Origin of the sequence: Pseudomonas reactans (assembly GCF_013387025.1) — a bacterium.
Taxonomy (GTDB): Bacteria; Pseudomonadota; Gammaproteobacteria; order Pseudomonadales; family Pseudomonadaceae; genus Aquipseudomonas; species Aquipseudomonas reactans.
Genome location: NZ_JACAQP010000045.1, coordinates 18,970 through 42,512, shown reverse-complemented (window position 1 = coordinate 42,512; position 23,543 = coordinate 18,970). Strand labels below are relative to the sequence as shown.

Below are 23,543 nucleotides of genomic sequence, written 5' to 3'. Positions count from 1 at the left end.
TGGCAATGAAAACCAGAGGCTAGGTAAACGACGTACGGTGGGTGAGGTAGATAGTTGACCTGAGACCAAGACGAAAAAAAGCCCGCAGTGTGGGCGGGCGAAAAACCAACGAAGAGCTTTGGGGGTGTGAAGCGAGGTGACGCTAGCTACCGCGATAGGTGGAGTAGCTGTAGGGCGAAATCAGTAGCGGGACGTGGTAGTGATCTTGTTCGGCGCTGATGCCGAAGCGCAGGACCACCACATCCAAAAAGGCCGGTTCGGGCAGCTGCACGCCACGGGAGCGGTAGTAGTCACCGGCGCTGAATTGCAGTTGGTACACACCACTGCGGTAATCATCGCCCTGTAACAAGGGCGCGTCGCAACGACCGTCGTTGTTGGTGACGGCGGTGGCGACCAGCTCCAGCTGCGCGCCTTCGACGCGGTACAACTCAACCTTGATGCTGCTGCCGGGGCAGCCGTGTGCGGCATCCAAAACGTGTGTGGTCAAACGTCCCATGGCGTCTACGCGCCTCCCATAGTCAGTAGAAGAGTGATCCGCACTTTTTCAGGGCAACGAAAAAGCCGGCGATGGCTGATTAAGACACTTTTTAAAAAAATTGTACACAATAAAAATCACAAACCTTTGGATCTACCTGCCGCCATTGCTCAAGGGCACAATCGATGAGTAATCCTTGCTTTTAAACAACCTTTTGTCCATTAGCTGACCAACCAGGCAAGTTTCTTGCTACACCATTCATCTAGAGCCCTGCAGAAAAAATGCAGAAATGTAGGCTTACAAAGTGCGCGATAAGTTGTATACAATCACTCATCGCTATCACGACGAACAAGAAGGAAGACTGCAGTGAGCGCTGACTACCCACGCGACCTGATCGGTTACGGCAGTAACCCTCCTCACCCCCACTGGCCGGGCAAGGCGCGCATTGCGCTGTCTTTCGTACTCAACTACGAAGAAGGTGGCGAGCGCAATATCCTGCACGGCGACAAAGAGTCCGAAGCCTTCCTGTCGGAAATGGTCTCGGCCCAGCCGCTGCAAGGCGCACGCAACATGAGCATGGAGTCGCTGTACGAATACGGCAGCCGTGCCGGCGTGTGGCGCATCCTCAAGTTATTCAAAGAATTCGATATCCCGCTGACCATCTTCGCCGTGGCCATGGCCGCCCAGCGTCATCCGGATGTAATCCGTGCGATGGTCGAGGCCGGTCATGAGATCTGCAGCCACGGTTACCGCTGGATCGACTACCAGTACATGGACGAGGCCCAGGAACGCGAGCACATGCTCGAAGCTATCCGCATCCTCACCGAGCTGACCGGCGAACGCCCACTGGGCTGGTACACCGGCCGCACCGGCCCCAATACACGCCGGCTGGTAATGGAGGAAGGCGGCTTCCTCTACGACTGCGACACCTACGACGACGACCTGCCCTACTGGGAACCCAACAACCCCACCGGCAAGCCGCACCTGGTAATCCCTTACACCCTGGACACCAACGACATGCGCTTCACCCAGGTGCAGGGTTTCAACAAGGGCGATGACTTCTTCGAATACCTCAAGGACGCGTTCGACGTGCTCTACGCCGAAGGCGCCGAGGCACCGAAGATGCTTTCCATTGGCCTGCACTGCCGCCTGATCGGCCGCCCGGCGCGCCTGGCGTCGTTGAAGCGGTTCATCGAATACGTCAAAGGTCACGAACAGGTGTGGTTCACTCGTCGCGTGGACATTGCCCGTCACTGGCACGACACCCACCCGTACACGGGAGCCGCGAAATGACTGCGTTTCACACCTTGAAACCGTCGACCCTGAGCCGCGATGCATTCGTCGCAGCCTTCGCCGATATCTACGAACATTCGCCATGGGTAGCCGAAAAGGCCTACGACCTGGGCCAGGATGATTCGATCGACCAGATCGAAACCCTGCACCAGCGCATGAGCGACATCCTGTTGAGCGCCGATCATGCCAGCCAGTTGGCGCTGATCAACGCTCACCCGGACCTGGCCGGCAAAGCTGCCGTCCAGGGCCAACTCACCCAAGCCAGCACTGATGAACAGGCTGGCGCGGGGATTCACCAATGCACGGCCGAAGAGTTTTCTCGCTTCACCGAGCTGAACGATGCCTACAAGGCCAAGTTCAAGTTTCCCTTCATCATGGCGGTAAAAGGCAGCAACCGGCACCAGATCCTGGCCGCGTTCGAAACGCGCATCCACAACTCGGTGGACACCGAGTTCAAGTGCGCACTGGCCGAGATCAACAAGATCGCGTTGTTCCGATTACTGACCCTCTAAACGACCATCCCCAGCCACTCTCTTTAAGGCAGACAAGAAGAATGAAAGCTTACGCCGTACCTTTCGAAAAGTTCGTCAACCTGGCCGACGCCCGCCTGGGCACCAAGATCATTTCCGTCACCGATGACTGGTTCGCCGACGCCAACCGCCTGTTCCAGCCGACCCCGGCCGTGTGGAAGGAGGGCGTTTTCGATGACAACGGCAAGTGGATGGACGGCTGGGAGTCGCGCCGCAAGCGCTTCGAAGGCTACGACAGCGCTGTGATCCGCCTGGGCGTACCGGGCAGCATCAAAGGCGTGGACATTGACACTTCATTCTTCACCGGCAACTTCCCGCCGTCGGCTTCCCTGGAAGCTTGCTTCCTGGCTTCGGGCGAGCCGGATGACAAGACCCAGTGGGTGGAAGTGCTGTCGGCCGTCGAGCTGCAAGGCAACAGCCACCACTACCACGAGATCAACAACGACCAGGCATTCAGCCACCTGCGTTTCAACATCTACCCGGATGGCGGCGTGGCCCGTCTGCGTGTGTATGGCGTGCCGTTCCGCGACTGGTCCTCGGTGGGTGACAACGAACAGGTCGACCTGGCTGCCGCATTGAATGGCGGTCGCGCCTTGGCGTGCTCCGATGAACACTTCGGTCGCATGAGCAACATCCTCAACCCAGGCCGTGGCATCAACATGGGCGACGGCTGGGAAACCGCACGTCGCCGCACGCCAGGCAATGACTGGGTGATTGTAGCGCTGGGCCATCCGGGCGAGATCGAGAAGATCATCGTCGACACCCTGCACTTCAAGGGCAACTACCCGGACACCTGCTCGATCCAGGGCGCCTTCGTGAAGGGCGGCACCGACAGCCAGATCGAAACCCAATCGCTGTTCTGGCGCGAACTGCTGCCGGCGCAGAAACTGGAAATGCACGCTGAACACACGTTTGCCGAGCAGATCAAGGCGCTGGGGCCGATTACCCATATCCGCCTGAATGTGTTCCCGGATGGTGGTGTGAGCCGCCTACGGGTCCTCGGTAAAGTAGCCAAGTAAGCGGTGAACCCGATCGCAGGCAAGCCAGCTCCCACATTTGAATGTATTCACAAATCAAAATGTGGGAGCGGGCTTGCCCGCGATGGCGGCAGAACAAACAACACAACATTCGGATAAGAAGACAGCCATGCGCACACTAGTGATCGAACCCCTGACCAAAGAAGCCTTCGCCCCTTTCGGAGACGTTATCGAAACCGATGGCAGCGATCACTTCATGATCAACAATGGGTCGACCATGCGCTTCCACAAACTGGCAACGGTGGAAACCGCCAAGCCAGAGGACAACGCCATCATCAGCATCTTCCGCGCCGACGCGCAGGACATGCCGCTGACCGTGTGCATGCTGGAACGACACCCGCTGGGCAGCCAGGCTTTCATTCCGCTGCTCGGCAACCCCTTTCTGATCGTGGTCGCGCCACTTGGCGATGAACCTGTATCGGGCTTGGTCCGCGCCTTCGTCACCAACGGCAGGCAGGGCATTAATTACCATCGCGGCGTCTGGCACCACCCGGTGCTGACGATCGAAAAGCGGGATGACTTCCTGGTGGTTGATCGCAGTGGCACAGGCAATAACTGCGATGAGCATTTTTTCAAAGAGGATGAGCGGTTGATCCTCGCCCCCCACCAATAAGAGAAGGTCTGATCACCCGACAACAAGGGTGACAGGCGAGAGGTAAAGACTGTGGAAGCACATTTGATGGAATGGCTGAACCTGAGCGTGCGCTGGGTTCACATGATCACGGGCGTCGCGTGGATCGGCGCTTCTTTCTACTTCGTCTGGCTGGAAAACAACCTCAATCGCGTCAACCCCAAGAGCGGCCTGGCCGGTGACTTGTGGGCGATCCACGGTGGCGGTATCTACCACCTGGAAAAATACAAACTGGCCCCGCCGACCATGCCGGACAACCTGCATTGGTTTAAATGGGAAGCCTATTTCACCTGGATGTCCGGTATTGCGCTGCTGTGCGTGGTGTTCTACTGGAACCCGACCTTGTACCTGCTGGCTCCGGGCAGCAGCCTCAGTGGTCCGGAAGGCGTGTTGCTGGGCATTGGCTCACTGTTCGCCGGCTGGTTCATCTACTCCTTCCTCTGCGACTCGGCCCTGGGCAAGCGCCCTGCCCTGCTCGGCTTCATCCTGTTCGTGCTGTTGATTGCCGCCGCGTACGGCTTCAGCAAAGTGTTCAGTGGCCGTGGCGCCTACCTGCACGTGGGTGCGGTGATCGGCACCATCATGGTCGGTAACGTGTTCCGCATCATCATGCCGGCGCAACGCGCGTTGGTGGCGGCAATCGCGGAGAACCGCACGCCGGACCCGGCACTGCCGGCCAAAGGCTTGTTGCGTTCACGTCACAACAACTACTTCACCTTGCCGGTGCTGTTCATCATGATCAGCAACCACTTCCCGAGCACCTACGGCAGCCAATACAACTGGCTGATCCTGGCGGGTATCGCGGTGGCGGCGGTGCTGGTACGGCACTATTTCAACACCCGGCACAACAGCCAGAAATATGCGTGGACGTTGCCGGTAGGCGCGTTGGCGATGATCAGCCTGGCGTACGTCACCGGACCAAAACCGGTGTCGACCGCCCCGGAAGTGGCCAAGGCACCCGCGGCCATCGAGTACCAGCCATTGCCGGAAACGGCGTTGGGTGGTGGCTTGAAACCCGCTGCACCGGCCGCACCCGCCGCTCCGGCGGCTGAACCGGCACCGGCCCAGGCCACCACGGATTTCGGCCAGGTCCACAACGTGATCGAGCAGCGTTGCACCGTGTGCCATTCGGCCAAGCCCACCAGCCCGCTGTTCAGCACCGCACCGGCTGGAGTGATGTTTGATACACCGGCACAGATCCAGCAGCAGGCCGCGCGCATTCAAGCGCAAGCCGTGGCGAGCCAGATCATGCCGTTGGGCAACATCACTCAGATGACTCAGCAGGAACGGGATTTGATTGGCACCTGGATCAATCAGGGGGCGCGTACCAACTAGCTCTGACGCATCCCCACTGTAGGAGCGAGCTTGCTCGCGAAGAACGTCAACGATAACGCGTACATGCTGAATGAACGCGGCGCTCTTGGGTTTTTCGCGAGCAAGCTCGCTCCTACAGGGATTGAGAACAGCTCTACGGCAATTGAATGCCGAACAACACAAAAATAAAAAAGATCCGAGGTGTTGCATGACCGAGTTAGCCGAACCGCAGATTCCTGCCGCGCCCGCCATGGTGCGGCTGCCCCTCTTGCAACTGATTCTGGTAGGCCTGCAACACGTCTTGCTGATGTACGGCGGCGCCGTCGCCGTGCCCCTGATCATTGGCCAGGCCGCCGGCTTGAGCCGTGAAGAAATCGCATTCCTGATCAACGCCGACCTACTGGTGGCCGGTATCGCCACCATGGTGCAGTCATTCGGCATCGGCCCGGTGGGCATTCGCATGCCGGTGATGATGGGCGCCAGTTTCGCCGCCGTCGGCAGCATGGTCGCGATGGCCGGCATGCCCGGCATCGGCTTGCAGGGAATCTTCGGCGCGACCATCGCCGCCGGGTTCTTCGGCATGCTCATCGCGCCCTTCATGTCCAAGGTCGTGCGTTTTTTCCCGCCACTGGTGACCGGCACGGTGATCACCGCGATTGGCCTGTCGCTGTTTCCGGTGGCTGTGAACTGGGCCGGTGGCGGCAGTGCCGCCGCCACGTTTGGCTCACCGATCTACCTGGCGATTGCCGCACTGGTACTGGCCACCATCCTGCTGATCAACCGCTTCATGCGCGGTTTCTGGGTCAATATCTCGGTGCTGATCGGCATGGGCCTGGGCTACGCCTTGTGCGGTGCGCTCGGCATGGTCGACCTCAGTGGCCTGGCAATGGCGCCGTGGGTGCAGGTGGTGACGCCGTTGCACTTCGGCATGCCCAAGTTCGAGTTGGCGCCGATCCTGTCGATGTGCCTGGTGGTGGTGATCATCTTTGTCGAATCCACCGGAATGTTTCTCGCCCTGGGCAAGATCACCGGCCAGGATGTCACGCCGAAGATGCTGCGCCGTGGCCTGCTGTGTGATGCCGGCGCGTCGTTCTTTGCCGGTTTTTTCAACACCTTCACCCACTCCTCGTTCGCCCAGAACATCGGCCTGGTGCAGATGACCGGTGTGCGTTGCCGCTCGGTGACGATCATGGCCGGGGTCTTCCTGATTGTGCTGAGCCTGCTGCCCAAGGCCGCTTACCTGGTGGCGTCGATTCCACCGGCGGTGCTGGGCGGCGCGGCCATCGCCATGTTTGGCATGGTGGCGGCGACCGGGATCAAGATCCTGCAGGAAGCCGACATCGCCGACCGTCGCAACCAGTTGCTGGTGGCGGTGAGTATCGGCATGGGCCTGATCCCCGTGGTGCGCCCGGAGTTCTTCGCGCAACTACCGCTGTGGATGAGCCCGATTACCCACAGTGGCATCGCCATGGCCACGCTCAGCGCGTTGTCGCTGAATATCCTGTTCAACATTCTCGGTGGCGCTGAACGCCCTGAAGTCGCTCATACGCATTGATTCCTTCGTTCAAACAAAAACAATAACGAAACGGGAATAACCACATGCACACCCTTCACCTGGGGCCGGCCACAAGCCGTGCCCCATTCTCGCCCCACGCGCGCTTTAACAGCGCACTTGAGCCACGGCCTGGGAGCCAGTATTCTCCGCGCCCGCTCGAATCGACTCAAAAAAAAACAGCGAATGTAAAAGCTGACTGCAAGGCCAACTTATCCCGGCCTTATGTCTGCGGCCAAAGTGCGCAAAAGTCCTCTGAATTCGACTGCATCCCATGCAGCCGACGGGGATTTTTTGGCTTTTTAAACACCTTGGCGCAGCTCTTGCTAAAAGCACTAAAGCTGACCGAACAGACGATTTTTGCAGCGAACCAAAAGGCGCCACACCAGAGCGCCTGCGTAGAAGAAAAACCATAAAACTTTAACTCGGGAGCAACCGAATGAAACCTATGTTCAAAGGCCTGATGCTGGCGGGATCCCTGCTGGCCGGTGGCCAAGCCGTGGCCGGTGACCTGTTGCAGTGGCAGAACAACAGCCTGACTTACCTGTGGGGCAAGAGCTTTACCGTCAACCCGCAGATCCAGCAAACCGTCACGTTCGAACATGCCGATGCGTGGAAGTACGGCGACAACTTTATCTTCGTCGACCGCATCTTTTACAACGGCAAGGAAGACGGCAACGTCGGCCCCAGTACTTACTACGGTGAAATAAGCCCACGCCTGTCGTTCGGCAAGATCTTTGATAAAGATCTGTCGTTCGGCCCGATCAAAGACGTGTTGCTGGCCTTCACTTACGAGTTTGGCGAAGGCGATAACGAGTCGTACCTGCTCGGCCCAGGCTTTGACCTGAACATCCCCGGCTTCGACTACTTCCAGCTGAACTTCTACCAGCGCCAGACCGAAGGCAATCGTCCGGGTGACGGCGTCTGGCAGATCACTCCGGTCTGGTCCTACACCATCCCCGTGGGCAACTCCGACGTGTTGATCGACGGCTTCATGGACTGGGTGACCGACAACGACAAGAACGCCCGTGGCACTTACCACGCCAACCTGCACTTCAACCCACAGGTCAAATATGACCTGGGTAAAGCGCTGCATTGGGGCGACAAACAGTTGTATGTCGGCTTCGAATACGACTATTGGAAGAACAAGTACGGGATCGAAGATTCAGGCGCGTTCAAGACTAACCAGGACACCGCGAGCTTCCTGGTCAAGTATCACTTCTAACAGTTGACCACGGTTCCCTGTGGGAGCTGGCTTGCCTGCGATAGCGGTCGGTCAGCCCCGCATCGGGTGACTGATACACCGCTATCGCAGGCAAGCCAGCTCCCACATTCAGATCGGGGGCAACCCCAGAAACCGTGTGATTTCCTCGCGCTTGGCCAACGCGTCGCGCCGCCCCAACTCGATCAACTCGCTGCAATACCCCGCCTCGAACAGCAAGTAGCTCAATACCCCCGCCCCGCTCGTCTTGGTCGCCCCCGGCCCACGCAAGAACAAGCGCAATGCCGCCGGCAATTCCTGGCGATGCCGTGCCGCGATTTCGTCGATTGGCTGACTCGGTGCAATCACCAACACTTCCACCGCCGCCACGCCAGGCGCGGCGTGGCTGTACTGATTCAAGCGCTCCAACAACTCGATATCGCTTTCCAGGCTGTCAATGAACGTGCTGTTGAGCATGTGCCCGCCAATCTGCGCCAGAGTCGGCTCCTGGCCGGTGTAGGTACGCTGCGCCGCCGGTTCATTGCCGCGCGGGTTGCCGCTGACGCCGACCACCAGCACACGACTGGCGCCCAGGTGCAACGCCGGGCTGATGGGCGCCGACTGCCGAACGGCGCCGTCGCCGAAATACTCCTGATCGAGTTTGACCGGGGCGAACAGTAAGGGAATCGCAGAGCTGGCCAGCAGGTGTTCAACCGTCAATTGAGTGGGCATGCCGATACGACGGTGGCGCAACCAGGCATCGATGGTGCCGCCCCCCTGATAGAAGGTCACTGCATGGCCGGATTCGTAACCGAAGGCCGTGACCGCTACTGCATGCAGATGTTTGTTGCGAATCGCTTCATCAATGCCAGGCAAGTGCAGCTTGTCCTTGAGCAGCGCTTTCAGCGGCGTGCTGTTGAGCAGCGCCACCGGCACCTGCGCGCCAAGACCCAGGAGGCTGTGGATAAAGAAACGGCTCGCCTGGCGAATCACCCCCGGCCAATCACTGCGCAGCACCAAATGGCTACGGAAACCCTGCCAGAAGGCGGTAAGACGTTGAATCGCGGCCCCGAAGTCCGTGGCGCCACTGGCCAGGCTCACCGCATTGATCGCGCCGGCCGAGGTGCCGACAATCACCGGAAACGGATTGGGCGCCCCCGGCGGCAACAGCTCGGCAATCGCCGCCAGTACCCCCACCTGATACGCCGCTCGCGCCCCGCCGCCGGAAAGAATCAAGCCTGTAACCGGTTCAGCTGGGCGCATTGCGTCACTCCATGTGGGGAAATGTCTGTCTTTTGTGGCGAGGGAGCTTGCTCCCTCGCCACAAGTGCTCGTCTGTTTTATCGGCGGCGTTTTTCGTACAGCTTAGGTTCACCCGGCGGCCGGCTCTTGAAGCGGCGATGGGTCCATAGGTATTGCTCAGGGCATTCACGCACCGACACCTCGACCCATTGGTTGATGCGCAAGCAGTCAGCCTCATCGCTCTCGCCAGGAAAATCGGTGAGCGGCGGATGGATCACCAGACGATAACCGCTGCCATCAGCCAGACGCTGTTGGGTGAACGGCACCACCAGCGCCTTGCCCAGCTTGGCGAACTTGCTGGTGGCCGGCACCGTGGCGGCCTGGATGCCGAACAGCGGCACGAAGAGGCTTTGCTTGGCGCCATAGTCCTGGTCCGGTGCGTACCAGATCGCGCGACCGGCACGCAGCAGTTTGAGCATGCCGCGCACGTCTTCGCGCTCCACGGCCAGGGAGTCCAGGTTGTGACGCTCGCGGCCTCGGCGCTGGATGTAGTCGAACAACGGGTTGCCGTGCTCGCGGTACATGCCATCAATGGTGTGTTTCTGCCCCAGCAAGGCTGCACCGATTTCCAGGGTGGTGAAGTGCAGGGCCATGAGGATCACGCCCTTGCCCTCCAGTTGCGCCTGCTTGAGGTGCTCCAGGCCCTCAACGTGGGCCAGGCGCGCCAGGCGCTGGCGCGACCACCACCAGCTCATGGCCATTTCAAAGAAGGCAATGCCGGTGGAGGCAAAGTTTTCCTTAAGTAAATGTTTACGCTCTTTGGCGGATTTTTCCGGGAAACACAGTTCCAGGTTTCGCGCGGCAATGCGGCGACGTTCGCCGGCCACGCGGTACATGCCGGCACCTAGCAGGCGACCAATGGTCAGCAGCGCGCGGTAGGGCAGTTGGGTGACCAGCCACAACAGGCCGAGCCCCAGCCATAGCAGCCAAAAGCGCGGGTGAAAAAATACAGCTCGAAAACGCGGGCGATCCATTACAGATTCCGGTAAAGACAAGGGCCGCGCATTCTACAACGGTTCGACTCGGCTTGCGGCGGGTGAGTGTTCTCGTTATAAGTCTCGACACTTTTCGTGACAAGCCGCTTTTGCCGACCATGAGCCAAACCGAACCGCTAGACCAAGATCCCGTGTTCCAGCTGAAAGGCAGCATGCTCGCCATCACCGTGCTGGAACTCGCCCGTAACGACCTCGACGCCCTGGACCGCCAGCTCGCCGCCAAGGTCGCCCTGGCCCCCAACTTTTTCAACAATGCCCCGCTGGTGCTGGCGCTGGACAAACTGCCGGCCGGCCAGGGCAGCATCGACCTGCCCGGCCTGATGCGTGTATGCCGCTCCCATGGCCTGCGTACCCTGGCGATCCGTGCCAGCCGTATCGAAGACATTGCTGCGGCCATCGCCATTGAACTGCCAGTACTGCCACCGTCCGGCGCGCGCGAGCGTCCGCTTGAACCATTGGTCGGTGAAGAGAAGAAAAAACCGGAAAAACCACCCGAACCTGCGATCAAGCCTACAAAGATCATCACCTCGCCCGTACGGGGCGGGCAGCAAATTTACGCCCAGGGTGGCGACCTGGTGGTGATCTCTTCTGTCAGCCCGGGGGCGGAACTTCTCGCCGATGGCAATATCCATGTATACGGCCCGATGCGCGGACGTGCCCTCGCCGGCATCAAGGGTGATACCAAGGCCCGTATTTTTTGCCAGCAGTTGACCGCTGAGCTAGTGTCCATCGCAGGCCAGTACAAGGTTTCAGAAGATTTGCGCCGTGATCCGCTGTGGGGGGCTTCGGTGCAGGTCAACCTGTCGGGCGATGTGTTGAACATCATCCGTCTTTAACGGATACTGCCGCATTTTCCAAGCATCTCTAGACTCTGATAGCACAGCGAAACCGGCATTACTTATGTAGGAATTTTTTTTCCTACAAGGCTGTCCGCCTGCAGCGAGTTCCAAGAGATGTTTTTCAGGGACCGAAATGTCCTTCTTCCTTAGGGGTGAAACACCTTGGCCAAGATTCTCGTGGTTACATCCGGCAAGGGTGGTGTGGGTAAGACCACCACCAGCGCCGCTATCGGTACCGGCCTCGCTCTGCGCGGCCACAAGACAGTTATTGTCGACTTCGACGTCGGCTTGCGTAACCTCGACCTGATCATGGGCTGCGAACGCCGCGTGGTGTATGACTTCGTCAACGTGGTCAACGGTGAAGCCAACCTGCAACAGGCCCTGATCAAGGACAAGCGCCTTGAGAACCTGTACGTGCTGGCTGCCAGCCAGACCCGCGACAAAGACGCACTGACCAAAGAAGGCGTGGGCAAAGTCCTGGCCGAGCTGAAGGAAACCTTCGAATACGTGGTCTGCGATTCGCCGGCCGGTATCGAAACCGGTGCTCACCTGGCCATGTACTTCGCCGATGAAGCCATCGTCGTGACCAACCCGGAAGTCTCCTCCGTACGTGACTCGGACCGCATGCTGGGCCTGCTGGCCAGCAAATCCAAGCGCGCCGAAGAAGGCCAGGACCCGATCAAGGAGCACTTGCTGCTCACCCGCTACAACCCTGAGCGCGTCAGCAACGGCGAAATGCTCGGTGTTGAAGACGTGAAGGAAATCCTCGCCGTGACCCTGCTGGGCGTGATTCCAGAATCCCAGGCCGTCCTGAAGGCTTCAAACCAGGGTGTTCCGGTGATTCTTGACGACCAGAGCGACGCCGGCCAGGCGTACAGCGATGCCGTCGATCGCCTGCTGGGCAAGTCCGTGGAACATCGCTTCCTCGATGTCAAGAAGAAGGGATTCTTCGAGCGTATCTTTGGAGGCAACTAAACAATGAAATTTCTCGACTTCTTTCGCGCCAACAAAAAGCCTACGACCGCGTCGGTCGCGAAAGAGCGTCTACAGATCATCGTGGCGCACGAACGCGGCCAACGCAGCACGCCGGATTACCTGCCAGCCTTGCAGAAGGAACTGGTCGAGGTGATCCGCAAGTACGTCAATATCGGCAACGATGACGTGCATGTCGCCCTGGAAAATGACGGCAGCTGCTCGATTCTGGAACTCAATATCACCCTGCCTGATCGTTGATCGAACAGGCGGCCGCCACGGCGGCTCGTTCACCCTGATCCCTTTTTGGGGCCGGGTGGGCGAGCCGCCGTTGGCGTTTGTTACGAGGCTGTTTAATGCCGCTGTCCAACATCCACATCATCCATCAGGACGACGCCGTCCTGGTGGTGAACAAGCCCACCCTGCTGCTCTCGGTGCCTGGCCGCGCCGACGACAACAAGGACTGCCTGATCACCCGCCTGCAGGAAAACGGCTACCCCGAAGCCCGCATCGTGCATCGCCTGGACTGGGAAACCTCAGGCATCATCCTGCTGGCCCGTGACGCCGACACCCACCGCGAACTGTCCCGCCAGTTTCACGACCGTGAAACCGAAAAGGCCTACACCGCCCTGGCCTGGGGCCAACCGGAACTGGACAGCGGCAGCATCGATTTGCCCCTGCGCTACGACCCGCCGACCAAGCCACGGCATGTGGTGGACCACGAATTCGGCAAGCATGCGCTGACCTTCTGGAAAGTGCTGGAGCGCTGTGGCGATTGGTGCCGTGTAGAGCTGACGCCGATTACCGGGCGTTCACACCAACTGCGCGTGCACATGCTTTCCATCGGCCACCCCTTGCTGGGTGACGGCCTGTATGCCCATGAGCAGGCCCTGGCTGCCTGGCCGCGCCTGTGCCTGCACGCGAGCATGTTGAGCTTCACCCACCCCCAAAGCGGCGAGCGCCTGCGCTTCGAGTGCCCTGCCCCTTTCTAAGGCAAAGACGCTTACCTGTAGGAGCGAGCTTGCTCGCGAAAAACCAGAGAACGCCATGTTCATTCAGAATGCCCGCGTTATCGTTGACGTTTTTCGCGAGCAAGCTCGCGCCTACAATGAATCGGCGGAGCCAATACGGTAAACTCCGCGCACTGCTGTCTGGAGCTATTTATGCGCGAAGCGTTGAATCAAGGCCTGATCGACTTCCTCAAGGCCTCCCCTACTCCTTTTCATGCCACTGCCGCCCTGGCCCAGCGCCTGGAAGCGGCCGGTTACCAGCGTCTGGACGAGCGCGAGACCTGGACCACCGAGGCCAACGGTCGCTATTACGTGACCCGCAACGACTCCTCGATCATCGCCTTCAAGCTCGGCCGCCATTCGCCGTTGCAGGGCGGTATCCGTCTGGTCGGCGCCCATACCGACAGCCCGTGCCTGCGGGTCAAGCCCCAACCTGAGCTGCAACGCCAGGGCTTCTGGCAACTGGGCGTGGAAGTCTACGGCGGCGCGCTGCTGGCGCCATGGTTCGACCGCGACCTGTCCCTGGCCGGCCGCGTGACCTTCCGCCGCGACGGCAAGGTCGAAAGCCAACTGATCGACTTCAAGCTGCCCATCGCCATCATCCCCAACCTGGCCATTCACCTGAACCGTGAAGCCAACCAGGGGTGGGCGATCAATGCCCAGACCGAGCTGCCGCCGATCCTCGCGCAATTTGCCGGCGACGAGCGCGTGGACTTCCGCGCCGTGCTCACCGAGCAGTTGGCACGGGAACATGGCTTGAACGCCGACGTGGTGCTCGACTACGAGCTGAGCTTCTACGACACGCAAAGTGCTGCGGTCATAGGCCTGAACGGCGACTTCATCGCCGGCGCCCGTCTCGACAACCTGTTGTCGTGCTACGCCGGTCTGCAAGCCTTGCTCACCAGCGACAGCGAAGAAACCTGCGTACTGGTGTGCAACGACCACGAAGAAGTCGGCTCCTGCTCGGCGTGCGGTGCCGATGGCCCGATGCTGGAACAGACCCTGCGTCGTCTGTTGCCGGAAGGGGATGAATTCGTACGCACCATTCAGAAATCCCTGCTGGTGTCTGCGGACAACGCCCACGGCGTGCACCCCAACTACGCCGAGAAGCACGACGCCAACCACGGCCCCAAGCTCAACGCCGGCCCGGTGATCAAGGTCAACAGCAACCAGCGCTACGCCACCAACAGCGAAACCGCCGGGTTCTTCCGCCACCTGTGCATGGCCCAGGAAGTACCGGTGCAGAGCTTCGTGGTGCGCAGCGACATGGGTTGCGGCTCCACCATCGGGCCGATCACCGCCAGCCATCTGGGCGTGCGCACCGTGGACATCGGCCTGCCGACGTTTGCCATGCACTCCATTCGTGAACTGTGTGGCAGCCATGATTTGGCGCATCTGGTAAAGGTGTTGGGTGCGTTTTACGCGAGCCACGACTTGCCCTGATGTGACATGGGGTTGATGTGTTTCTGATACACATCAACCCCACTTCCTGCAATCCGACCTAGACTTGTCAGTATTCCCACTCCGACAAGGCCGTCGCACCATGATCTCCATGTCCTCCTTCCACGCCATGCTGATTCCGATCCTGATCGGCATGATCATGCTCGCCGTGGGCTTCAACTTCCGTGACAAACCCCTCGGCGTGTTTGGTATGTGGATCGGCATGCTGCTGATCCTGGCCACCGTGGTGTACAAGATCCTCGCAAAACTGGCTGAATGACGATTGCGCTCGTACACTCGGTCAACTCGTCGTTTCCAAGGTTGACCGCCTCGTGCTTTCCCGTCTGTTTGCCCTGCCCTGCTACTGCCTGATCGCCCTGCTGACGCTGCTGCCGCTGACGCCTGCCCACGCCGTGGGCCTGCCCGGCCTGCTCGGCAACACCAACAAGGCCCAGCCCCAGGCCGAAGTGCCGCTGGGGCAGTCGTTGGACGAGGTGATCAAGACCCTGGAAAACGACCAGCAACGTACCCAGTTGCTGAGTGACCTGAAAAAGCTGCGCGAAGCCACGAAAAAAGCCCAGCCAGCCGCCGAAGAAGGCGTGCTGGGTTTGATCGGCGGCACCCTGGCCAACCTGGAAGCGCAGTTCTCCGGGGCCGACAGCCCGCTGGGGCGCTGGTCCAATGAAGTCGACCAGGCCAAGGAAGAACTCAGTGCGCTGATACTGCCGGCCAACGAATGGCTGCCGATCATTTTCGGTTTTGCCCTGATCCTTGCCGTGTGGAGCCTGCTCGCCGCCGCGCTGATCTGGCTCAGCCACCGCGTACGCGAACGCTTCGGCCTGCCTGAAGAGTTGCCGCAACATCCGCGTACCTGGGACATGGTGCGCTTTGCCCTGCGTAAACTCGGCCCGTGGCTGATCGCCTTGGTGATCACGGTTTACCTGAGTTACGCCCTGCCCTCGTCCCTAGGCAAATCCCTGGCGATGGTATTGGCCTATGCGTTGGTGGTGGGCACCTGTTTCTCGGCGATCTGCGTGATTGCGTTTTCCGTGCTCGACGGTCCGCATCGCCATCGCGCGTTGTACATCCTGCGTCACCAGGCGTTCCGCCCACTGTGGTGGATCGGCAGTTTTGCCGCCTTCGGTGAAGCCCTGAGCGACCCGCGACTGGTCGCGGCGCTTGGCCAGCACTTGTCCCATACCGCCGCAACTGTCGCCAATGTGATGGCGGCGTTGTCCACCGGCGTGTTCATCCTGCGCTTCCGCCGGCCTATCGCCCACCTGATCCGCAACCAGCCGCTGTCGCGCCGCCTCACACGCCGCGCCCTCAGCGACACCATCGAAATCATCGGTTCCTTCTGGTACATCCCCGCGCTGCTGCTGGTGGGTATTTCGCTGTTTGCCACCTTCGTCTCGGCCGGTGATACCAGCACGGCATTGCGCCAATCGCTGCTGTGTACGGTGTTGCTGGTGCTGTGCATGGTGATCAACGGCCTGGTACGCCGCCACGCCCTCAAGCCGCAACGCGGGCACAAGCGCCATGCGTTGTACTCCGAACGTCTGAAAAGCTTCGTCTACACCCTGGCCCACCTCATCGTTTGGCTGGTGTTTATCGAGCTGGGCCTGCGGGTGTGGGGCCTGTCGCTGATCCGCTTTACCGAGGGCGACGGCCATGAAGTCAGCGTCAAGCTGTTCGGGCTGGCCGGGACCCTACTGTTTGCCTGGTTGATCTGGATCCTCAGCGACACCGCGATTCATCACGCCCTGACCCGCTCGCGCAAAGGCCTGGCCAATGCCCGTGCGCAGACCATGATGCCGTTGATCCGCAACGTGCTGTTCGTGACCATCTTTATCATCGCCGCGATTGTCGCCCTGGCGAACATGGGCATGAACGTCACGCCACTGCTGGCCGGTGCCGGTGTGATCGGCCTGGCCATCGGTTTCGGCGCACAGTCCTTGGTGGCGGACTTGATCACCGGCCTGTTCATCATCATCGAAGATTCCCTGGCCATCGATGACTACGTGGACGTCGGCGGTCACCTCGGTACCGTCGAAGGCCTGACCATCCGTACCGTGCGCCTGCGCGACATCGACGGCATCGTGCACACCATCCCGTTCAGCGAGATCAAGAGCATCAAGAACTACTCGCGGGAGTTCGGCTACGCGATCTTCCGCGTGGCGATCCCGTACAACATGGAGATCGACGACGCCATCAAGCTGATGCGCGATGTCGGCCAGAAAATGCGCAACGACCCGCTGCAGCGCCGCAATATCTGGTCACCGCTGGAGATTCAAGGCGTTGAGAGTTTCGAGTCGGGCAGCGCGATTCTGCGCGCGCGCTTCAAGACCGCGCCGATCAAGCAGTGGGAAGTGTCGCGGGCGTTCAACCTGTCCCTCAAGCGTCATCTGGATGAGGCCGGGCTGGACCTGGCCACGCCGCGCCTGAGTGTGCAGGTGGTGACCGCCGGCACTGTGCAGGAGAAAGATCAACAACAATAAACTCAGGAGAGGTCCTTATGCGTTTAACCGGTCTGACACACCCGTGGATTGTTGGCATGTTGTGCGGGGTCGCCAGCAGTGCCGTGATCGCCGCCAGCAGCGGCCAGGACAGTGCCCGGGAGGAAATCGCCGCTCAGGCAAAAGCCCTTGAGCCGGCGCTGCTGGAAACCCGACGCGACATCCACGCACACCCTGAACTGGGCAATACCGAAACCCGCACCGCCGAGTTGGTCGCCAAACAACTGCGCGACCTGGGCCTTGAGGTAAAGACCGGTGTCGCACGCACCGGCGTCGTGGCGGTGCTGAAAGGCGCCCTGCCCGGCCCCACCGTGGCCCTGCGCGCCGACATGGACGCGCTGCCGGTGAAGGAAGTCGCCGACCTGCCCTTCGCCTCCAAAGCCAAAGGTACCTACCTGGGCAAGGAAGTCGACGTGATGCACGCCTGCGGCCACGACGCCCACGTCGCGATCCTGCTGAGCACTGCGAAAATCCTGACCGGCATGCGCGAACGCCTGCCCGGCACCGTGGTGTTCTACTTCCAACCGGCCGAGGAAGGCCCGAGCGACTTCATCCCCGACGGCAAAAACACCTGGGGCGCCAAAATGATGGTGCAGGAAGGCGTGATGAAAGCGCCCAAGCCGGACGCGGTGTTCGGCCTGCACGTGTGGGCCGGTGTGCCCGCCGGCCAGATTGCCTACCGTCCAGGACCGACCCTGGCCAGCTCGGACGATTTGCGCATCAGGATCCTCGGTAAACAGACCCACGCCGGTCGCCCTTGGGACGGTATCGACCCGATCACCGTGGGCGCGCAGACCATTGTCGGCCTGCAGACCGTGGTCAGCCGCCGCACGGATATCTCGTCATTCCCGTCGGTGGTGAGTATCGGCACCATCAATGGCGGCACGCGTTACAACATCATTCCGGAGTCGGTGGACATGACCGGCACCATTCGCTCCTACGACTACGGCATCCGCCAGAAGCTGCACGCGGACGTGCGCCAGACCGTGGAAAAGATCGCCGAAAGCGGCGGCGCCAAGGCCGAAGTCACCATCATCGAAAAGTACGATCCCACCATCAACAACCCGGCGCTGACCGAGAAGATGTTGCCGAGCCTGCGCTGGGCGGCCAAGGATGACGTGGTACAGGGCCCATTGGTGGGCGGCGCCGAGGACTTCTCGTTTTATGCCAAGGAAGCGCCGGGGCTGTTTGTGTTCCTGGGGGTGACGCCGAGGGATCAGGACATGAGCAAGGCGGCGCCGAACCACAATCCGGGGTTCTTTGTGGATGAATCGGCGTTGGTGGTGGGGGTGAGGACGCTGGCGTCGTTGGCGACGGATTATCTCTATACCCAGCAACCTCAATAACATACCTTCCTGTAGGAGCGAGCTTGCTCGCGAAGAACGTTAACGAATACGCGGGCAGGCTGAGTGCCCGCGGTGCCTTTGCGATTTTCGCGAGCAAGCTCGCTCCTACAGTGAATCTTGGTGGATCAACCGGCCACCGCAGCACCGTCCATCTTCTGGCGCAAGCTCAACGGACGCATATCCGTCCAGACTTCTTCGATGTAGGCCAGGCATTCTTTCTTCAGACCGCTTTTGCCCACCGTGCGCCAGCCTTCCGGCACAGCCTTGTAGTCGGGCCAGATGGAATACTGTTCTTCGTGGTTGACCACTACCTGAAACAGGATGTCGTCGCGGTCAAATACTGAGGTCATTGCTGTTCTCCATCACTGAAAGGCTGGCTGCGCACCGCGCGCAGCACTGATATCTGTAGAAACGTACCAAGCGTGCAAAAAATTAGAGACTATGGACCGCCGCCGCCAACGCGCGCCCGAAGATGTCCGCCACTTGGTCGACTTCAGCCGCAGTGATCACCAGCGGCGGCAGGAAACGCACCACGCTGCCGTGTCGGCCACCGAGTTCCAGGATCAAGCCACGCTTGAGACATTCACGCTGCACCAGCGGCGCCAGTTGGCGGTGCACGGGTGGGTGGCCCTGAACGTCCAGTGGGCCATTCGGGTCCACCAGCTCCACACCGAGCATCAGCCCACGGCCACGAATATCCCCCAAGTGCGGGAAGTCGCGCTGCAGGATGCGCAGGTGTTCACCCAGGCGTTCGCCCATGGCGGCTGCATGACTGGCCAGGTCGTGGTCCTTGAGGTAGCGCATCACCGCGGAGCCCGCCGCCATCGCCATCTGGTTGCCTCGGAAGGTGCCGGCATGGGCGCCCGGCAGCCAGGTGTCGAGCCAGTCGCGATACACCACCACCGCCAGCGGCAGGCTGCCACCGATGGCCTTGGACATCACCACCACATCCGGGACGATACCGGCGTGTTCGAAAGCAAACATCTTGCCGGTGCGACCGAAACCGCTCTGGATTTCATCAACGATCAACGCCACGCCCGCCTGCTCGGTGATACGGCGCAGGCCGCGCAGCCAGTCGAGATCCGCCGGAATCACACCGCCCTCGCCTTGCACCACCTCGACAATCACCGCCGCCGGCAATAGCACGCCCGCTTCGGGATCGTTCAGCAGGTTTTCCAGGTAATGCAGGTTGACCCGAACGCCCTCCGCGCCACCCAGGCCGAACGGGCAACGGTAGTCGTAGGGATATGGCAAAAACTGCACGCCATTGCCGAGCAAGGCACCCAAGGGTTTTTTCGGCCCCAGGCTGCCCATCAGACTCAACGCGCCCTGGCTCATGCCGTGGTAACCGCCCTGGAAGGACAGCACGGTGCTACGGCCAGTGGCAGTGCGTACCAGCTTCAATGCAGCTTCCACCGCATCAGTGCCGGTGGGGCCACAGAACTGGATTTTCGCTTCCCGCGCCAACGCGGGCGGCAACAGGCCGAACAGGTCTTGTACGAACTGATCCTTGACCGGCGTCGTCAGGTCCAGGGTGTGCAGGGGCAATTCATCGGCCAGCACTTGCTGGATGGCCTCGATCACCACCGGGTGGTTATGCCCCAGCGCCAACGTACCCGCACCGGCCAGGCAGTCAATGAAACGGCGGCCTTCCACGTCTTCCACATAGAGGCCCTTGGCGCGTTTGAGCGCCAGGGGAATGCGTCGCGGGTAGCTGCGGGCATTGGACTCCTGCTGGCGCTGGCGGGCGAGCAGTGGGGTTTCGTCGAACTGGTAAAGCGTTTCATGCACCTGGACGTCTTCGATACGGCTGGTAGCGACTGACATTTCTCGATCCCTCAATACGCTGATGATGGTGACCAAACTGCCGATCCGCTGGCGTCTGGCCCAAGGGGCATGCGCACGGATTTCCTGTTCTGGAAACGCACCAGCATGAGAGGGATTTAGTGACTGTGATCGTTAACTGATGGATGAAGATCCAAATGTGGGAGCGGGCTTGCTCGCGAATGCAATCTGCCAGTTGATGGGAGTGGCGACTGACGCACCACCTTCGCGAGCAAGCCCGCTCCCACATTTGAACCGCGTTCGGCATCAGAGCCCCAGGTATTTTTCGTTCAGCGCATACAAAATCGCGCAGGTCTCCCCGTCCAGAAACCCGCAGTAATCCCGAGGCCGAAAGTGCATCTGAAACGCCCTCGTCCTCTGCTGAAACCCTTGCCGATTTTTCGCAGGCGCATACCCGTAACGCTGAAACGCCCGCTCCACCTCGACCTCTGGCGGCAACCCGAGGCAAAAGCGGCGCTGGTACATTGCCCGCGTCGCCTCATCAAACCAGGCCCCTACCCCCGCCTCATGCAAACCCTGCCACGGCAGCCGAGGCCCCGGATCACTCTTGCGCCCGTACGCCACGTCCGAATGCCCGAGAATGTCGGTAGGTCCAATCTGTGGATAACGCCCAAGGATGTCGCGAACCAAGGCAATCAACACCTCGACTTGTTCTTCACCATAGGCGGGAAAGATGAACACGCCAGCGTCATCCCGTGCCAGATTGACGATTTCGATGCCAATCGAGCGGCTGTTGAGGTTGTCGCGACCTGCCCAGTGGCTCACCCCGGCATGCCAGGCGCGCTTGTCTTCTTCCACCAATCGAAACACCCGCAACTCTTCATAGCCTGCGGCGCAGTAGCTGGGATCGTCAGGGTCGGGTAGCAAATAGTGTGCACTCACGCCATCGTGGGTCAGGGTGCGCAGGGATGAGCCAAAAGGTGCTGCGGTGTAATGCAGGATCACCTGCCGCACGAGTTCGCCGTTACGTTCGTTGAAGCCTGTGGCAGGGAAGCTTGTATCGATGACCAACATGAGAACCATCCTTTTCAATACAGGCCGAGTCGTTCAGCCCGTTCAAGCGCAAAAAAATTACCGCCATCCTGAAGGCTTGATCCTCAGGAGGGCGGTAACTATGTGGCACTTGAAAGAAAAGTGATCAGCGCCGTAGCGGCATGCCCAATTCAACACGCAGGCCATCCAACTGGCTGTCGAACTTCAGCGAGCAGGAGCAGCGCTGCACGATCGCTTGCACGATCGCCAGACCCAGGCCGCAGCCTTCGCTGTTGCCATTACGCCAGAAGCGTTGGGTCAGGTATTGCAGGTCCTCCGGCGAAATCTGCTGGCCGTGGTCACGCACGTGAAACACGACGTTATCGGCTTCGGTCAACACGCTGAGTTCCACCCGCGTATCCGCCGGCGTGTGGCGCAGGGCGTTGTCCAGCAGGTTGCGCAGGGCCGCGACCGCCAGGCCCACCGGCATTTCCACCGGGGTAACCGAGAGGTTATCCGGCAGGATCAGGTCGATGCGCGAGTTATCACCGGCATTGGCATCCTGGATGGCCAGCCGTGCCACGTCCTCGGCACTGGAGTGCATGCCATCGTCAAATGACAGGTTGCCCTCCACCCGCGCCAGCAGCAGCAATTGCTCCAGGGTGCGATGCAGGCGGTCAGCGCCCTCCTCGGCATGGGCCAGGGATTGGTCGCGGGCTGCGCCGTCGGTCATGCGCGCCACTTGCAGGTGGGTCTTGATCGCTGTCAACGGGCTGCGCAGTTCATGGGCGGCGTCGCCGGTGAGGCGGCGCTCGCGCTCGATGGTCTTGGCGATGCGTTGCAACAGTTGGTTCTGGGTGTCGAGCAGTGGCTTGAGTTCGCTGGGCAATGGGTGGATCTGCAGCGGTTCCAGGGAGTCCGCACTGCGCCGCATCAAGGCGTCACGCATGCGGTTGAGCGGCAGCAGGCTCTGGCCGATGCCCAGCCACAGCAGGCACAGGCAGCCAAGCATTGCCACGCCGACCGGCACCGAAGCGGCCAGCAGGATCGACAGGTTCAACGCCTCACGCTCCACCTGACGGTCGGCGGTGGTAATCAAAAGATCGCCACGGGACAGGGTGAAACTGCGCCAATTCACGCCATCAATCACCTGATCACGAAAGCCACTCTGGCGCGATTCCAGGCCTTCATCCGGCGTGGCATGACTACGCGCCAGCACTTCGCCACGCAAGGAACTGACCTGGCACGCCATGCCACCTGGCACATTCAGTTGTGCCCCATGGAAATGCGCTCCGCCGCTCACACTGGCCAGGCCGGGCATCTGCTCGGTCAGCCCCGCCACCATGCGCGCCGACGCCACCAGGCGTTGGTCGAGGGAGAACATCATCTGGTTGCGCAGATCGTTGAGCATCCAGGCCGCGGCCAGGGCCCAGATCAACACAAAAGCGGCGCCCAGCTTGAACGTCAGGCGCAGGCGCAGGCTTTTCACGATGCGTCCTCGCCCCCATCCGCCGGGCCCAGGCGATAACCCAGGCCGCGCACGGTCTCGACGATGCCATTGCCCAATTTGCGCCGCAGGTGGTGGATATGCACGTTGAGGGCGTTGCTTTCCAACTCGTCATTGAAACCGTAGACGCTGTCCTTGAGTTGCTCGCTGGACAGCACCCGGCCTTTGTTGTGCAGCAAGGCTTGCAGCAGCGCCTGTTCGCGGCGCGACAGGTCCACCGGCTCGCCGCCCAGGAAGGTTTCGCGGCTGCTGGGGTCGTAGGCCAGGCGGCCATGTTCGATCAGGTTGACGCTGCGCCCCGCCACCCGTCGCAGCAGGGTTTGCAGGCGGGCGGCGAGTTCGCGCAGGTCGAAGGGTTTGAGCAGGTAGTCATCGGCGCCGGCTTGCAGGCCGTCGACACGGTTGGTCACCGAATCGCGCGCCGTGAGGATCAGCACCGGAATCTCCAGCCCCTGGCTGCGCTGTTGCTGCAGCAGCTTGAGGCCGTCTTCGTCCGGCAGGCCGAGGTCGAGCACCATGATGTCGAACGTGGCCGCCCTGAGCATCGCGCGCGCGGCGCCGGCCGAGGCCACACGCTCCACGGTAAAACCTTGTGCGGTCAGGCCGGCCACGATGCCGCTGGCGATCAGTTCGTCGTCTTCACAGACCAGTACGTGCATGGTGAACCCTTCATGAAAGATCGGGTGATTAAAAGTGCCGTGGATTAACTGCAGATTATGCCGCTAAACCCCCCACACTCAATCTAGAATAGCCTCGGTTAATCATC

Annotated in this window: 24 protein-coding genes; 16 read left to right on the top strand and 8 right to left on the bottom strand. The window is 60.7% G+C overall.

The window, feature by feature from the left end; all coding sequences use genetic code 11:
* Nucleotides 1-142: 142 nt before the first annotated feature.
* Nucleotides 143-496 (bottom strand): hydroxyisourate hydrolase, encoded by a 354-nt coding sequence (gene uraH, locus HX793_RS29130; RefSeq protein ID WP_177095446.1) that lies wholly within the window; start codon nt 494-496, stop codon nt 143-145.
* Between the two features lie 345 nt (nt 497-841).
* Here uraH and puuE point away from each other — a divergent pair, with 345 nt between their 5' ends.
* The 8 genes from puuE (at nt 842) to HX793_RS29090 (ending at nt 8,057) form a co-directional block, all read left to right on the top strand.
* Nucleotides 842-1,768, top strand: a complete 927-nt coding sequence (puuE, locus tag HX793_RS29125) for an allantoinase PuuE (protein ID WP_177095444.1) — start codon at nt 842-844, stop codon at nt 1,766-1,768.
* Nucleotides 1,765-2,280, top strand: a complete 516-nt coding sequence (gene uraD / locus HX793_RS29120) for a 2-oxo-4-hydroxy-4-carboxy-5-ureidoimidazoline decarboxylase (protein WP_177095443.1) — start codon at nt 1,765-1,767, stop codon at nt 2,278-2,280. The genes puuE and uraD overlap by 4 nt, the downstream gene beginning before the upstream one ends.
* Nucleotides 2,281-2,321: 41 nt before the next feature.
* Nucleotides 2,322-3,317: an allantoicase gene (gene alc, locus HX793_RS29115; protein WP_028617271.1), complete on the top strand. Its 996-nt coding sequence runs from the start codon at nt 2,322-2,324 to the stop codon at nt 3,315-3,317.
* A 127-nt stretch (nt 3,318-3,444) separates the two neighbouring features.
* Nucleotides 3,445-3,948 (top strand): ureidoglycolate lyase, encoded by a 504-nt coding sequence (locus HX793_RS29110; protein ID WP_016976354.1) that lies wholly within the window; start codon nt 3,445-3,447, stop codon nt 3,946-3,948.
* 51 nt (nt 3,949-3,999) lie between these two features.
* Entirely contained in the window at nt 4,000-5,301 is a 1,302-nt protein-coding gene (locus HX793_RS29105) for a urate hydroxylase PuuD (RefSeq protein ID WP_177095441.1), read from the top strand.
* A 187-nt stretch (nt 5,302-5,488) separates the two neighbouring features.
* On the top strand, nt 5,489-6,835 hold the full coding sequence (locus HX793_RS29100; protein WP_016976352.1) for a nucleobase:cation symporter-2 family protein: 1,347 nt from the start codon (nt 5,489-5,491) through the stop codon (nt 6,833-6,835).
* 44 nt (nt 6,836-6,879) lie between these two features.
* On the top strand, nt 6,880-7,248 hold the full coding sequence (locus HX793_RS29095) for a hypothetical protein (RefSeq protein ID WP_126570984.1): 369 nt from the start codon (nt 6,880-6,882) through the stop codon (nt 7,246-7,248).
* Between the two features lie 23 nt (nt 7,249-7,271).
* A complete protein-coding gene (locus HX793_RS29090) occupies nt 7,272-8,057 on the top strand; it encodes an outer membrane protein OmpK (protein ID WP_028617274.1) in 786 nt (261 codons plus the stop codon).
* Nucleotides 8,058-8,165: 108 nt separating this feature from the next.
* On the opposite strand, the gene HX793_RS29085 is transcribed toward HX793_RS29090, so the two are convergent.
* Nucleotides 8,166-9,296 carry a patatin-like phospholipase family protein gene (locus HX793_RS29085; RefSeq protein WP_177053599.1) on the bottom strand — a complete coding sequence of 377 codons (1,131 nt, stop codon included), beginning with the start codon at nt 9,294-9,296 and terminating at the stop codon, nt 8,166-8,168.
* Between the two features lie 77 nt (nt 9,297-9,373).
* Nucleotides 9,374-10,309 (bottom strand): lipid A biosynthesis lauroyl acyltransferase, encoded by a 936-nt coding sequence (locus HX793_RS29080; RefSeq protein WP_016976349.1) that lies wholly within the window; start codon nt 10,307-10,309, stop codon nt 9,374-9,376.
* A gap of 119 nt (nt 10,310-10,428) precedes the next feature.
* Between HX793_RS29080 and minC the strand changes: the two genes are divergently transcribed.
* The 8 genes from minC (at nt 10,429) to HX793_RS29040 (ending at nt 18,453) form a co-directional block, all read left to right on the top strand.
* Nucleotides 10,429-11,166 (top strand): septum site-determining protein MinC, encoded by a 738-nt coding sequence (gene minC, locus HX793_RS29075; RefSeq protein ID WP_033900844.1) that lies wholly within the window; start codon nt 10,429-10,431, stop codon nt 11,164-11,166.
* Between the two features lie 165 nt (nt 11,167-11,331).
* On the top strand, nt 11,332-12,144 hold the full coding sequence (gene minD, locus HX793_RS29070) for a septum site-determining protein MinD (protein WP_034099397.1): 813 nt from the start codon (nt 11,332-11,334) through the stop codon (nt 12,142-12,144).
* 3 nt (nt 12,145-12,147) lie between these two features.
* On the top strand, nt 12,148-12,402 hold the full coding sequence (gene minE, locus HX793_RS29065) for a cell division topological specificity factor MinE (protein WP_010208824.1): 255 nt from the start codon (nt 12,148-12,150) through the stop codon (nt 12,400-12,402).
* Between the two features lie 95 nt (nt 12,403-12,497).
* Nucleotides 12,498-13,133, top strand: coding sequence for an RluA family pseudouridine synthase (locus HX793_RS29060; RefSeq protein WP_017737534.1), 636 nt, complete (start codon nt 12,498-12,500; stop codon nt 13,131-13,133).
* A 171-nt stretch (nt 13,134-13,304) separates the two neighbouring features.
* On the top strand, nt 13,305-14,594 hold the full coding sequence (locus HX793_RS29055) for a M18 family aminopeptidase (protein WP_025854984.1): 1,290 nt from the start codon (nt 13,305-13,307) through the stop codon (nt 14,592-14,594).
* 100 nt (nt 14,595-14,694) lie between these two features.
* Nucleotides 14,695-14,871, top strand: a complete 177-nt coding sequence (locus HX793_RS29050; protein ID WP_016976345.1) for a hypothetical protein — start codon at nt 14,695-14,697, stop codon at nt 14,869-14,871.
* A gap of 52 nt (nt 14,872-14,923) precedes the next feature.
* Nucleotides 14,924-17,089 carry a mechanosensitive ion channel family protein gene (locus tag HX793_RS29045; protein ID WP_016976344.1) on the top strand — a complete coding sequence of 722 codons (2,166 nt, stop codon included), beginning with the start codon at nt 14,924-14,926 and terminating at the stop codon, nt 17,087-17,089.
* Nucleotides 17,090-17,106: 17 nt separating this feature from the next.
* Nucleotides 17,107-18,453, top strand: a complete 1,347-nt coding sequence (locus tag HX793_RS29040; RefSeq protein WP_016976343.1) for an amidohydrolase — start codon at nt 17,107-17,109, stop codon at nt 18,451-18,453.
* Between the two features lie 125 nt (nt 18,454-18,578).
* On the opposite strand, the gene HX793_RS29035 is transcribed toward HX793_RS29040, so the two are convergent.
* From HX793_RS29035 to HX793_RS29015, 5 genes are all read right to left on the bottom strand, one after another.
* Complete coding sequence (locus HX793_RS29035) at nt 18,579-18,803, bottom strand: MbtH family protein (protein WP_016976342.1); 225 nt, start codon at nt 18,801-18,803, stop codon at nt 18,579-18,581.
* An 82-nt stretch (nt 18,804-18,885) separates the two neighbouring features.
* The gene (locus tag HX793_RS29030; protein WP_177097333.1) at nt 18,886-20,280 is read right to left on the bottom strand and encodes an aspartate aminotransferase family protein; all 1,395 of its coding nucleotides are present in this window, start codon (nt 20,278-20,280) and stop codon (nt 18,886-18,888) included.
* Between the two features lie 264 nt (nt 20,281-20,544).
* The gene (locus HX793_RS29025; RefSeq protein WP_177053601.1) at nt 20,545-21,312 is read right to left on the bottom strand and encodes an N-acetylmuramoyl-L-alanine amidase; all 768 of its coding nucleotides are present in this window, start codon (nt 21,310-21,312) and stop codon (nt 20,545-20,547) included.
* 124 nt (nt 21,313-21,436) lie between these two features.
* Nucleotides 21,437-22,759, bottom strand: coding sequence for an ATP-binding protein (locus HX793_RS29020; RefSeq protein ID WP_016976339.1), 1,323 nt, complete (start codon nt 22,757-22,759; stop codon nt 21,437-21,439).
* Nucleotides 22,756-23,436 carry a response regulator gene (locus tag HX793_RS29015; RefSeq protein ID WP_010208813.1) on the bottom strand — a complete coding sequence of 227 codons (681 nt, stop codon included), beginning with the start codon at nt 23,434-23,436 and terminating at the stop codon, nt 22,756-22,758. The genes HX793_RS29020 and HX793_RS29015 overlap by 4 nt, the downstream gene beginning before the upstream one ends.
* Nucleotides 23,437-23,543 lie beyond the last annotated feature (107 nt).